The organism is Paenibacillus harenae DSM 16969 (genome assembly GCF_000422465.1).
GTDB classification, from domain to species: Bacteria; Bacillota; Bacilli; order Paenibacillales; family Paenibacillaceae; genus Pristimantibacillus; species Pristimantibacillus harenae.
The window spans coordinates 524,510-537,459 of sequence record NZ_KE383845.1; the positions used below are offsets into that span (position 1 = coordinate 524,510).

The 12,950-nt window shown below is 47.8% G+C and carries 8 protein-coding genes; 5 read left to right on the forward strand and 3 right to left on the reverse strand.

Annotation, left to right across the window (positions count from 1 at the left end):
* Positions 1-16: 16 nt before the first annotated feature.
* Positions 17-1,597 carry an extracellular solute-binding protein gene (locus H581_RS0130200; protein ID WP_029192513.1) on the reverse strand — a complete coding sequence of 527 codons (1,581 nt, stop codon included), beginning with the start codon at positions 1,595-1,597 and terminating at the stop codon, positions 17-19.
* A 339-nt stretch (positions 1,598-1,936) separates the two neighbouring features.
* Between H581_RS0130200 and H581_RS0130205 the strand changes: the two genes are divergently transcribed.
* The 5 genes from H581_RS0130205 to H581_RS0130225 all read left to right on the forward strand — a co-directional run bounded on the left by H581_RS0130205 (position 1,937) and on the right by H581_RS0130225 (position 9,022).
* Positions 1,937-3,670 (forward strand): cache domain-containing sensor histidine kinase, encoded by a 1,734-nt coding sequence (locus H581_RS0130205; protein WP_029192514.1) that lies wholly within the window; start codon positions 1,937-1,939, stop codon positions 3,668-3,670.
* 17 nt (positions 3,671-3,687) lie between these two features.
* Entirely contained in the window at positions 3,688-5,142 is a 1,455-nt protein-coding gene (locus H581_RS0130210; protein ID WP_029192515.1) for a response regulator transcription factor, read from the forward strand.
* A 109-nt stretch (positions 5,143-5,251) separates the two neighbouring features.
* Positions 5,252-6,949, forward strand: a complete 1,698-nt coding sequence (locus H581_RS0130215) for an extracellular solute-binding protein (RefSeq protein WP_029192516.1) — start codon at positions 5,252-5,254, stop codon at positions 6,947-6,949.
* 88 nt (positions 6,950-7,037) lie between these two features.
* A complete protein-coding gene (locus tag H581_RS0130220; RefSeq protein ID WP_245600200.1) occupies positions 7,038-8,018 on the forward strand; it encodes an ABC transporter permease in 981 nt (326 codons plus the stop codon).
* A gap of 80 nt (positions 8,019-8,098) precedes the next feature.
* The gene (locus tag H581_RS0130225) at positions 8,099-9,022 is read left to right on the forward strand and encodes a carbohydrate ABC transporter permease (protein WP_029192518.1); all 924 of its coding nucleotides are present in this window, start codon (positions 8,099-8,101) and stop codon (positions 9,020-9,022) included.
* Between the two features lie 122 nt (positions 9,023-9,144).
* Here the strand turns inward: H581_RS0130225 and H581_RS0130230 are convergent, their stop codons facing one another.
* Both H581_RS0130230 and H581_RS0130240 read right to left on the reverse strand, forming a co-directional pair.
* Positions 9,145-11,361, reverse strand: a complete 2,217-nt coding sequence (locus H581_RS0130230) for a helix-turn-helix domain-containing protein (RefSeq protein ID WP_029192519.1) — start codon at positions 11,359-11,361, stop codon at positions 9,145-9,147.
* A gap of 660 nt (positions 11,362-12,021) precedes the next feature.
* Entirely contained in the window at positions 12,022-12,945 is a 924-nt protein-coding gene (locus tag H581_RS0130240) for a carbohydrate ABC transporter permease (protein ID WP_029192521.1), read from the reverse strand.
* Positions 12,946-12,950: the final 5 nt, after the last annotated feature.

The following is a 12,950-nucleotide window of genomic DNA, read 5'->3' on the forward strand; positions in this document are numbered from 1 at the left end:
GTTTTTAGTTTACGATTTATTCCTTGCGCTCTGCAAATACTTTGTTAACTTCATCCGTCACTTCCCGGCCGCCGAAGCGCAGCCAGTATTCCTTGAAGCTGTCGAAATCCTTGTCCGTGTCGGCTTCGCCCGCAATCGCTTTGATCAGATAAGTATCCTGCAGCGTCTTCAGATTCCCCCAATATTTAGGCTTGCTGGTCAGCACCGCCGGTCCCAGGATATCAAACAAAGGCGTTACTAGCGGGCTCAGCTTCTCCTTCAGCTCGAGCACATCCGGCTTCGTCGTATGCTTCTGCATGGTTACGTCTATGGAGCTTAGCGGGTTGTAGAAATGGCCTGCCCCAAATTTCCAAGCCGCGAATTCTTCTTCTGTTTTCGCAATGGCCAGATCGCCTTCCATTTCGTAGCTTACGCCAAGCTGGCCAAAGCCCGTTAACAGGTAGCCTTCCGAATCCGTGGAGACATACTCGAGAATTTCCATCATTTTATGACGCTTCTTCTCATCCTCTTCCAGCTGCTTGCCTAATAGAACCGGAGCTTGGCGGGCGCCGTACGCGAAGCCGTACGGCTCGCCGTCCGGAGCGGGGAACGGGCTTGCCGGTTGAATCACTTCCCCTTTCTCAAGACCCGGCTTGGTTACAAAGCTGGAATCCTTATGGAAATTGACCCACTTCATATTGTCGACCATCCCGACCTTCCGGCCCGCGAATTTATTATTAATCTCATTATTGTCCGTTGTAATGAATTCCGGATCGATCAGGCCCGATTTGTACCACTTATTTAATAGTTTCAAAGCCATGCGCGTTTCTTCGGTAATGCCGCCGTATACGATTTTGCCTTCGGCTCCCATTTTAAACTGGTATGGAGAAATGCCGTGTGCAGAGAAAATAGAAGTGAACAGCTGCTCCGTCAGCTTGCCTCTGCCGGTAAGTCCGAAGGTATCCTTCCGGCCATTCTTGTCCGGGTCGTCGTTGACGAACTTCGTCAACACATCCTCAAGCTCCTCCAGCGTCTTCGGCGGCTCGCTGTAACCGATGTTTTTCAGCCACGCTTCGTTATAGCCAGGCATGAAGCCGTCCAGTCCGCCCGGCCAGACTTTCGGGATGCCCCAGTTTTTACCGTTATATTGACCTACGCTCCATGCGCCGGAATCGACCGAATTTAAGGCCGCAGTAAATTTAGGCATATGGGCTTTAATTTCCGCCGGATCGATGCTAGCGATGATCCCTTGATCCGCCCATAGCACCATATCCGTTTCCGTCGCGTCAATCGGGAAAATATCCGGAATGTCCCCGGAAGCCAGGAGCACCGTAATTTGCTCTTTCCAGGTGACGCGCTCCAGATGCACGTTATTGATTTTGACATTAAATTTTTTCTCCAACTCTGTCTGCACGTAATTGCCGTCCTTTTCAGGCGTATTAAAGTTGTTGGCCCACGTAATTTCGATCGGGGCATCTTGAGACGACGATTCCGCTCCATTAGACAGGTTCGAATCATAGGCCCGTGTATTGCCCGCGCCGCTGCAGCCGGCCGTAACAAGCGACACCGATAATGCTAGCGCCATTAAGCCTGTCCAACTCTTTTTGCTGTTCGTCATTCCTTCCGTTTCCTCCCTTTGTTTGACCATTCTACATCATTTATTTACTTGACAGTTGCAAAATCCATCCATTCGCAAGAAATTAGCAGACGTATAGCAGGATTGGTGAAATAGCAATTAGACAAGGTGCTTGAAACGTTGAAAAATGTCGAATAAAGGATTTTGTGCCAGAAATTGCGGGTAAACATCATAAATGAAACCGCTTCGATCAGCGCTGCGATTGCTGTTATAATAACATGAGCGGGTGTATGATTAGAATCGCTCATAACCTGAAATTCGCGATATCTGAAAAAAATGTCGATTTGCTAATGTGAAAAATGAGAAAAGGATTTGATAATCATGCTACGATTCAACCAGCTTGGCCTTACCAGGCAAATCCTATATTTAATCTTGATGATGCTGGTTATTCTTCTGATCTCATTTATCATCTCGAACACGATTGCCAAACGTATAGTGGAGAGCAAGGTAACGGATTCCGCCGGCAAAATTTTGCTTCAGGTCGAAGATAAGATGAAAAGCTTTTATGCGGACATGGAGAGAATCTCGGTTTCGATGCTGTATAGTCCGACGGTGCAATCTTACCTGGACTCGGATGATTCTTTGTCCAGGATTCTCAAGCACAATGAGGTTATATCGGTGTTCTCCAATACGACCACGTTGAAAGAGAATATTCGGGGCATCCAGCTTTACGACCGGGACGGGACGATGGTAGCCAATATAGGTGTGGGGACCGGCGAAACCGCCAAACTGCCAAATCCCAAGATCGAATATTCCGGTTTATTGCAGGATCCGGATACAAGCGAAGCGATCCCGTACTATTCCTTTTCCGTTCCGGTCTACATTTTGGAAAACACGCCCGCCAAGGAATATAAGGGAACAAGCGTATTTGTCATGGATATCGGCAACTTCGGCAATATATTGCAGAGCGCCAAAATAACAGACAATTCATGGCTCCTGCTCCTTGATCAAAACCATAAAATGATGGCCGGCGAAGGACATACGCCCGATATGGATACGTTCCGGTTAGAGGATTGGAAAAACGACGACCGGTATATCGTGCAGACGAGCACGCTTTCCGAGACCGGGTGGGAGCTGATCAGCGTCATTCCGAAGGACGAGCTGCTGGAGGAATTGAATACCGTTCAAAGGCTGAACATTGTGACGTATGCGGTCATGTTTGGCATCCTCTCTTTCTTTCTGATCATTTTTTTCACCCGTATCTTAAAGCCGGTAAAGGAACTGATGGATTTTATGAAATCTTATCCAAAAATTGGCCGGGAAAGCCGCATCCATGTGGCATACCAGAATGAAATCGGCGTTCTCGCCGTCAGTTTGAATAGAATGCTGGACGAAATCGACTCCCTGAGCGGAGAGATTCAGCATACGCAAAAGCGAATGTACGAAATGGAAATCGCGAAAAAACAGATGGAAATATCGGCTTACCGCAATCAGATCAACCCTCATTTTTTGTACAATACACTGGAATGTATACGTGCCATGGCTTTTTATTACAAAGTTCAGGATATTGCCGATATTTCGGCCTCCTTGTCCAATATGTTCAGATACTCGGTCAAAGGGAGCGATTTTGTTACGGTACAGGACGAAATATCCCATGTCAAGGAATACGCCAAAATTGTAGGATTCCGGTTCATGGGAAAGATACGGGTAATAATCGACGCTGTGGATGAAAATTTGCTGAAGCTGAAAACGATTAAAATGCTTCTTCAGCCGATTGTGGAAAATGCCGTTTTCCACGGATTGGAGAGAAAGATCGACAACGGCATCGTCCGGATTGGGGTGCACAAGATCTCGCGGAGCCAGGTTCAATACGTCATACAGGATAACGGAAACGGGATGGAAGAACAACAGCTCCGGAAGTTGACCGAACGGCTGAGGTTATTCGAGAATAAAGGTCAGGAAGCGAAAGATGCGATGCAGGGCATCGGTTTATCCAACATTTACTGGAGAATCAAGCTTTTATACGGCGACGAGGCGGGTATGCACATCGAGAGCAAAAGCGGCGTGGGTACAACCGTCAAAATTACCTTCCCCTTAGAAGACTATGCAGAATAATTGGAGGTTGTATAGAGATGCACACCGTATTCATTGTAGATGACGAGCCTTGGGTTGCGTACGGGATTAAACAATTGGTGGAATGGGAAAGTCTTGGCTATACCGTAATCGGAGAAGCGCATAACGGACTATCAGCGCTGGAGACGATTATGGAGAAGAAGCCGGACCTCGTCCTTTCGGATATCCGCATGCCGGGATTGGACGGGATCGAGCTTCTGGAACAAATCCGGCTGCATGATTTGCCTAGCAAGGTGATCCTGATCAGCGGATATTCGGAATTCGAATATGCGCAGCAGGCGCTCCGGCTCGGCGCGTTTGATTATTTGCTCAAGCAAGTCGACAAAAACAAGCTGACGGATACGTTAACGCGTTTAAAAAAGGATCTGGAGAAGGAGCAAAAAGCTCAAAAAAGCCTGGATTTGTTTCTCGACGATCTGTTCGATATATTCGAACCCGACCATAAAATGAAAATTCATAACTTTCTGGCCAGCAGGGGAATCACATTTGAATATCCGCACTATCGGTTTGTCAGTTGCCTCTACGAGGGAGCGGCGGTTTCGGATGCCGATGAAGGATCGGCGGCGGTTGCCGATATCCGCTATTTGCGGTTTCGAACGGGGCAAAATAAAATTTCCTGCCTGATCAATTACGACGAATCGAAAAATCCGGTCGGGTTATTGGATTTCATCTCCGATCATCTGTCTGACGCCCGGTTTATCGGGATTAGCGGCATCGGCGTTTACTCGGCATCCGTAGCCAAGCTCTACCAGGAATCGGATGTCGCTCTTTTCAGTTCTTTCACCCGGCCGGAGGACCGGATAATCGAATATAAAGCGGCCGATCATGCAGCGGAGCTGACGAGAAGGGTTCTGCAAATCGAACTGGCCATCAAGGAACAAAAACCGGAGTTGTTAAACAGATGGCTGGATGAGTTATGCGGGGAATGCAAGGAGCGGCAAATGCAGATCGACCAAATCTCTTCCCTTTACAATCAAATCGTCTCGCTCTTTTATAAATATTACGGCAACAGCGATGTCATATACGAAATCGAATACTTGAACTATTATCAAATCTTTCGTCATTACAGTTCGATTGAGCAGCTGTTCGACAGGCTCAAGGAAATGTTCGGGCAGCAAGCCGGCGAAGAGCTGCATATTTCGAACGAGACGGTCAAGAAGATCATCGGATATATCGACTCCAGCTTTGCGGAAGATATTATGCTGGGGACTTTGTCCCGGAAGTTCAATATCAGTCTCGGATATTTAAGCTCGCTTATCAAGAAGGAAACGGGAAAAACGTATTCGGAGTATGTGATAAACAAAAGATTGAGTTTGGCCAAAGAATTGCTGCATGATTCCTCGCTGTCTATTCATGAGATCGTAGAGCGTGTAGGTTACAAGGATTACTTTCATTTCAACAAGCTGTTCAAAAAGCATTACGGTATTACGCCCAGCAAGTATCGCAAAATGTAAACGCTATCTGAAATGTACACCAAAATATAAAAATCGGAACATATGATACATCGGGATAGCAGGCTATGATGTAAAAGCAGTAACCACTACACAGGGGGGAACGAAAAGTATGAAGTTGAAAGTGTTTTCAATTCTGGCGTTGGCCGCAACGATTGCGTTGTCAGGCTGCAGCGCCAACAATACGGGAAGCGGCACCGAGCCGACGAATTCGGCGAATACCGGGTCGTCTGCTACGCCGGATGCATCTGCGGAGCCGGTTAATGTGAACTGGTTCGCTACCGCAGGATTCTGGAACCCGCCTCAATGGAACGCTGAGTCTGGGACGGTCATGGGCGGAATTACGGAAAAGACAGGGCTTACCTTCAGCTACAACATTCCGGCTCAGGACGGCGACACGAAATTGAATCTGATGATGGTTTCAACGACGGACTCTTTCCCGGATATCATTACGACTGTAGGCCCGGATATGGGGAAAAAGCTGGTTGAAGCCGGCAAGGTTTGGCAATTGGAAGAATTTCTTAAGCAATACGATCCGGAATCTCATTTGCTCAAGGATTTTCCTGAAGATGTAAAGGAGCAGCTTGTCAAACGCGATGGCGACTGGTATGCCATTCCGAGTCATATGGGCGGCGATGACGCAAGAAAGGTATATCCGTATGCAGACACTTATTTTGAAGATGTGGCAAAATATAGTGAAAACAAAGGCGTTTTAGTCAACTCGAATATTTTGAAGGAAGCAGGCATTGCCCTTACCGATCTGAAAACCGAGGATGACGTGCTCGCGGCTCTCAAAAAGGTACAGGACATGAAGCTGGTAGTTGACGGCCAGCCTGTTATCCCGCTTCAGATACACGGCAAAAACTATCATGGCGAGACGCTCCAGTTTCTTCAAAGATCTTTTGGCGCTATGCCTATTGATAAAGACGGGAAATTTAGAAATATTCTCTTGGCTCCGGAACACAAGCATGCTATTCAATTTCTGTTTAAAGCGGCACAAGGCGGATACTTCGATGCCGGACAGATGACGACGGATAATGCTGCGATCGAAGCCAACCTCTTGTCCAAACGTGTGTTTATGTTCATCGGGAATACAGCTCAGGGCAAATTCGATCAGCTTGATTTCTGGGTTTCTCCCGGTCCGATCTTGTCGAACGAAGGCACAAAACCTGTTTTCCCTAAAGGGTCTGAACCTGGGGCAGGCTGGATGCAAACATATATTTCGAAATCGACCAAGCAACCGGAAAAGTTGGCGAAATGGCTCAGCTTTATGACCAGCACCGAAGGGATGACTCTCAATAACTTCGGTATCGAAGGCGTTCATTTCACGAAAGATGACAAAGGCCTCTTTATAAGAACGGAGAAAGGTATACAAGATCAGAAGGACAGCGCCAAAACGGGATTGGATATCTTCTGGCAATTCGCCAATATGGCATTCGTTGAAAACGTGCAGCCGGCTCCGACGAAAAGAGAAGGCGCCGGCGGATTGATTCAAATGGAAGCGCAGACGGCTTATGGAAGATCGCCGGAAGTGGTAAGATACGATCAGTCTGTACTGGCATTGCCTGGCGATTTCTTTGCGGCCGGAAGCAAAAATGCACAAATAAGAGATCAAATCCAGCAATACATGGAAGCTCAGGTTGCCAAGATGGTACTCGCGAAGGATGAGGCAGCGTTCAACAAGCTTTATGACGAGTTTGTCGCCATGTTGAAGCAATTGAAGGTCGACGAGCTTGATGCGGCGCTGGACGTGGAGCTTCAGAAGAAGTCGCAGGAAATGGGTGTTACGGTTAAAGGCATTAATTCTTAATCGTATGATTTGAGTGATGAATAGTGCCAAAGTGCATGTACATTCCATGCTGCACTTTGGCATTATCATTTTTTTAAGGGAGGGACGAATGATGGCAAAAGGCGCCACCCAGGGAGGCATCCCGACAGCAAATATCAAAAGAAAAAAATCGTTCAGGCTCGGGCACGATTTTCGAACCCAGCTGGAGCTCAAGACGATGCTTTGGCCAGCAATTATTATGATTGTCATATTCGACTTTATCCCGATGTACGGGCTGTTGATGGCATTCAAGGCCTACGATCCCATCTCGGGTTTTAAAGGGATTTTCACGAGTCAATGGAACAATTTCGAGAACTTTATGACGATTTTCCGGCACTTTGAGTTTTGGCCTATGGTGAGAAATACGCTGGGCATCAATCTCTTGGGCTCGCTGGTCGGGATTCCTGTAACCCTGATCTTCGCGCTGCTCTTAAACGAGATCCAGAATGCCAAGTTTAAATCGTTTGTACAAACCGTCACGTACCTGCCGCATTTTCTTTCCTGGGTTATCTTTGGCGGGTTGTTCATCACGCTGCTCAATCCGGATGGCGGCATCGTAAATTTTTTGCTCCTGAAGCTGGGCCTGATCGATGAGGCCATTCTGTTTCTGGGCGAGCCGAAATATTTCTGGGGCATCGCCATCGGAACCAATTTGTTGAAAGAAATAGGCTGGGGCGCCATCTTGTATTTGGCTGCCATGGCTGGCATCGACCAGTCTTTATATGAGGCTGCCGCTATCGACGGGGCGAGCCGTTTGAAACGGATGCTGCACATCACGCTGCCCGGCATTTTGCCTACGTTTATGATTCTGGTCATATTCGCAATAAGTGGCATGCTGAACAATAACTTTACGCAGATTTACGTCCTGCAAAACTCTTTGAACTTGCCGGCCAGTCAGGTTATTGATACTTACGTGTATCGAACGGGGCTTGGGCAGTTCCAGTTTGCTTCGGCTACGGCGATCGGGTTAATGAAATCGGTGTTTGCGCTTGCGCTGCTGCTTGGAGCCAACCATCTATCCAAGAAGCTGACAAAATCAGGTTTGTTTTAAATGCTTCCTAAGCGAGTTTTTCGCTTGCAGAGAAGATGATTCATGGAAGCAGCGAGAATAACTTTTAGGAGGCGTCCGGTATGGTCGGAGGCAGGAGCTGGAGAGAACGTACTTTTAATGTGACGAATGTCGTCATCATGGTTCTTATTATGATCGTAACGATATATCCGTTTTGGTTTTCTATCGTCAATTCTTTGAATACAGGCGACAATCTTGTGCGAGGACCTATATTTGCATGGCCGAGGGAATTTACATGGGCGAGCTGGGCGACGGTTATGTCGGATCCGGGGATGCTTAAGGCTGCATGGATTAGCGGTTCCCGGACGGTGATTGTAACGGTCGTTTCTATTCTGTATACGGCGATGTTTACTTACGCCTTTTCCCGTTCTTATTTAAATGGAAAAAGGTGGTATGTGATAATTGGCTTTACGAGTATGTATTTTAGCGGCGGGCTGATTCCTTCGTTTATGCTGTTGAATTGGCTCGGTTTGTATGATTCCTACTGGGTTTACATCATCCCTGCCCTGTTTGGCGGATTTTGGAACGTCATTATTTTCAATGCGAATTTCAAGGCGATTCCCGACGCTCTGTTTGAATCGGCCAAAATGGATGGAGCGAATGAGTATACGATATTCTTCCGTATTGTTATCCCGTTATCGAAGCCGGTTTTGGCAGCTCTTTCGGTGTTTACGGCAGTCGGCGTATGGAACGATTACGGAGCGACGCTGTATTTCACCCAATCCGCTGATTTGCAGACGCTGCAATATTTGATCTTAAAGCTCATTCAGTCTACGGATGCGATTGAGCAGATGGCTAACACCGTGAACGCCAACAATCCCGCAGTCGCAGAACTCTACTCCAAAGCTCAAGGTGCGGGAACCGTTACAGCCCGAACCCTTCAGCTGGCGGCGATGGTCATCTCGTCGTTGCCGATGGTTATTATGTACCCTTTTGCGCAGAAGTTTTTCATTAAAGGCGTGCTGCTCGGTTCTATAAAAGGATAGTTTGAGACGAATAATAAATGAAAACTGAGATACAAACCATGAAAAAAACCGGCCGCCTGGCCGGTTTTTTCTATATCCGTTCAGAAAGCAGCCGCAACCGGCTGCTTTGAGGCCGGAATCATTCATGCTTCCAGGCTTAACTCGCTGTTCGCGTTGCGGAATTGAACGGGAGTCACGCCGAAGCGCGTTTTGAACTTATTGTGGAAATACTGCGGATTTCGGTAACCGACCTGCGCCGAAATCTCCGCCACCGACAAGCGCCTCTCCTCCCTCAATAGAGTCGCGGCCCGCTCCAGCCGCACCCGGGTCACGTATTCCGTGAACGATTCGTTCATGACCGCCCCGAATAAAGTGGAAATATACGACGGGGCAAGCGAGGCCACCTCGGAAAGCTTGTTCAGCGACAAATCCTCGTGAATGTGCTCATCGATAAAGTGCTTTAATTTCAAAATGATTTTCGCATGCGCGTGGTTTCCCGATTCCTGCACATGGGACGTAATTTTGGCGGACAAGCTCCGGATGGAGGCAATCGTCGCCGCCAGAGTCTCTTTCTTCAGCTCGTCGAATAAGTTGGAAGGCGGAACGAGCTGCTGCAGGTCCAGCTCAATGACGACCTGATACAACGTCGCGGCGAATTGTAGCAGCCCCAGTTCAACCGTCTCGAGCTGTAAATGGCCAGACCCTGCATCCTTTTGGAAGTCGTCGATTAACCTGTTCATGGCCGCCTCGTTCCCTGCCTTCAAAGCATTCTTATAAGCATCAAAGGAGAACGGACGCGGCGCTTTGCTGAAGGCCGACACAAGAGAGTGCCTGATGACCGCTTCCGGACCATAAAAGAAACGGTAACGGAACGCATGCTCGGCGCATTGATAGGAGAACGGTATTTCTTCCGGAGAGCCCGCCAGCGTGCCGAAAGCTGCTCCGAAGCGCAGCCTTCCTTCAGACGCTTCTTTCACCCGGCTGATCTCCGCTTGCATCAGACGCTCGGCATCATCTATGTCCATTTGCTGCTCGAAGAAATAGATAATCGCCGCTTCACCGGCATTTAAGCTTACATATTTATATTTGACATACGCAGCCAGCTGTTCATAAACGTACTGAAAGTCTTCTCCGCTGCCTTCGAGCATGCGGATGCCGCAAATCATATAATGGCAATCGCGAGGCAGGTAATGATCGTATTCCAAACCGAGGTCCGCGCCAAGCAGCAAGTTTTTCAGTTCATTCACTTTCGCATTGGATTCCAGCCTCTCGATCTTTTGCCCGAGCTTATCCAGAACGCCTCCGATCATCGCATATTCATTCCAGACCGGGCTCGGGGAGCCGCCGTGATGATACAAGCCGCGAATGCTTGTAACAAGCCTCCCCATCGGAATATACACCCGTTTGGAAATCATATATGAGATCAATAAACCTATTAATAAGACAAGCAGACAGCCGATAATGATTTGGCTCTTCAGCTGTTCCGACGAGGATACGAATGTATTCATCGGCCGGACCAAGGCATAGGACCAACGGTTACTTGATGATGCGTCTTCTCTGTATGACACGGCGAACTGCTCCCGCTCATCATAATACATTTCCTGCTTCTTCTCCATCCGCTGCCTCACGAAGCCAAGCATCTTCTCATTGTTAGCATTAGTGCGGAGAAAGAGATTTTTCTCTTCATTAAATACAAACAGCTGCTCAAGTGGCGAGCTCATCATGCTCGAAGCCATCTGAACCAGATTGCTCAGCTTCACATCCAGATACATCGCCCCCTCGGACTGCAGAGGCATTGAACCGTAAGGGAGAGCGATTGCATAGGTCAGCACTTCCTCGCCATCCGGTAATGTCCGGGGAATCCAGCGGTTTAGGCCGGCTTCCTTCAGTTCCCGGATATAGGAGCTGTCAGGGGAATTCGAGGTCTGCATATAAAATTGGCTGCTGTCGACGACGTAATCGCCGCTTTGAAAGTAGACGGAAATATTGTGAACGCCTTCATTTCCGACCTTGAAAATCTCCAGCTCCTTGCGAAAAGCCGCAATCCGGCTCGTATTGCCTTCCCAATCGCTGTCCAAGAGCACATTCAGCATGGATTGGCTTTCAAGCGACATGGTCGACAACGCGCGGTTGCGGAGACTCGTTTCATATTTTTGCAATAGCGTATTTTCGATAAAATCGCTGGAGGCCGATAGCCGCTCCCGGCTGTCTCTTGCCACCTCTTCGATCATTAAACGGTTAGCCTGCACATACAAATAACCTCCCACAAGCCCGATCAAGATAACGGCAAGCAGCGTGAAGGAAAGGATCAGGTGGGTGAAGAACGCTCCGCCTTGTCTATCTTTTCCAATTCTTATCACAGGACTTCCCCTTTCTTCTCTGTCAAAATCACAATGGTACAATCTTCAACAGAAGAAATTACAACTCATGCCGGAAGCCGAATATCGAGGCAGTCATTGATATGGAAACGCTTTCATATTACGATCATACCAGGAGTTTATTTATTCGATGTCCAGCAGTTCGATAACTATATCATTGATAGGGAATCCTTCACAGGTTTGTATTTTTGAATATTGGTGTATGTTTCTGTTTCATTACGCCGCTGGAAGATGTGGATCATGCTTACCGGATTTATAACGGACGCGAGGACAATTGCATGTATGAAGGTTGTTTTGAAACATAGAGTCCGGCACGGGCCAATACCCTGTTTTTCACGAAAAAACTCCATTGCATCAACAGCGTCCGGCTGCATGAGGCAATGGAGTTGCGGCATAGCGATTATTCCGAATTAGGATCTCTTTATGATAGGACCCTTCAAGCTTGGCTGCCTGAATAGAGGAAGGCTTTGTCCCATGTCAGCCGCATAGGTGTTATTGTTCTCTTTGAACCACATCCGGAATATACCGTTTGGCAACCGGTAAATACAGGCATCAAAAATATTCGTCTCATCTTACCAAATGCTAACCGGCGCATCGATTGCAAATATAGATGGTTTTGTATATTTTCTTCAGAAATTGTCCTTATCCTTTCACTGATCCGAGCAGAACGCCTTTAACAAAAAACTTTTGGGCGAACGGATACATCACGATCATTGGGATCGATGCGATAACCATAGCGGCCAATTCAATCGTCTGCGCCGTTACGAGTCCCTGCCCCTGCGTATTATTTAATAATTGAGACACTGCCATACTGGAGCCTTCAACCGTACTCATCATATTCTCTACCGCCCGATTGGACTGGATCAGCCTCAGAATGACATACTGAAGCGTCTGCAGATCGCTTGATTGCGTAAAGTAGAGCGTCGTGCCGTAATCATTCCAAATGTTGACCGCCGTAAACACGGATAGCGCCGCCAGCACCGGCTTCGAGAGCGGAATAACGATCTGGAAGAAAATCCTGAATTCGCTCGCGCCGTCCATCTTAGCCGATTCGAACAAGGAATCCGGGATTCCCTTATAGTTCGCGTTAAATATAATGACATTCCAGAATCCACCGAACAGAGCCGGAAGAATATACACCATATAGTGGTCATACAAGCCCAGCCAATTCATTAACAGGAAGGAAGGGATCAAGCCTCCGCTGAAATACATGCTGATAAAGCCGACCGCCATGTAGAACTTCCGCCCCTTCAAATAAGACCGGGAGAACGCGTACGCGAACATCGCCGTATATAAAATGGAAGTTATAGTGACGATTACCGTACGCGATGCAGTGACCCAGGCCGCTCTGAGCATGCCGGAATCCGCGAGCACCGTCTGCCAGCTGGCCCACGTCAGCTCCCTCGGCCACAGAAATACCGGGCCTCGAGTCAGGTCCTCCCCGTTATTCAATGAACTGATTAATGAAAACCAAAACGGATATATGGTGACAAGCATCAAAATAATCATGACCGCGACGGTTGTTAGATGAAATGCGCGTTCCCCTAAACTTTTCCCTCCAACCATATGGA

Coding starts and splice junctions, on each gene's coding strand:
- H581_RS0130205 (WP_029192514.1), top strand. CDS start 1,937: ATGCTACGATTCAACCAGCTTGGCCTTACCAGGCAAATCCTATATTTA.
- H581_RS0130215 (WP_029192516.1), top strand. CDS start 5,252: ATGAAGTTGAAAGTGTTTTCAATTCTGGCGTTGGCCGCAACGATTGCG.
- H581_RS0130240 (WP_029192521.1), bottom strand. CDS start 12,945: ATGGTTGGAGGGAAAAGTTTAGGGGAACGCGCATTTCATCTAACAACC.
- H581_RS0130220 (WP_245600200.1), top strand. CDS start 7,038: ATGATGGCAAAAGGCGCCACCCAGGGAGGCATCCCGACAGCAAATATC.
- H581_RS0130200 (WP_029192513.1), bottom strand. CDS start 1,597: ATGACGAACAGCAAAAAGAGTTGGACAGGCTTAATGGCGCTAGCATTA.
- H581_RS0130210 (WP_029192515.1), top strand. CDS start 3,688: ATGCACACCGTATTCATTGTAGATGACGAGCCTTGGGTTGCGTACGGG.
- H581_RS0130225 (WP_029192518.1), top strand. CDS start 8,099: ATGGTCGGAGGCAGGAGCTGGAGAGAACGTACTTTTAATGTGACGAAT.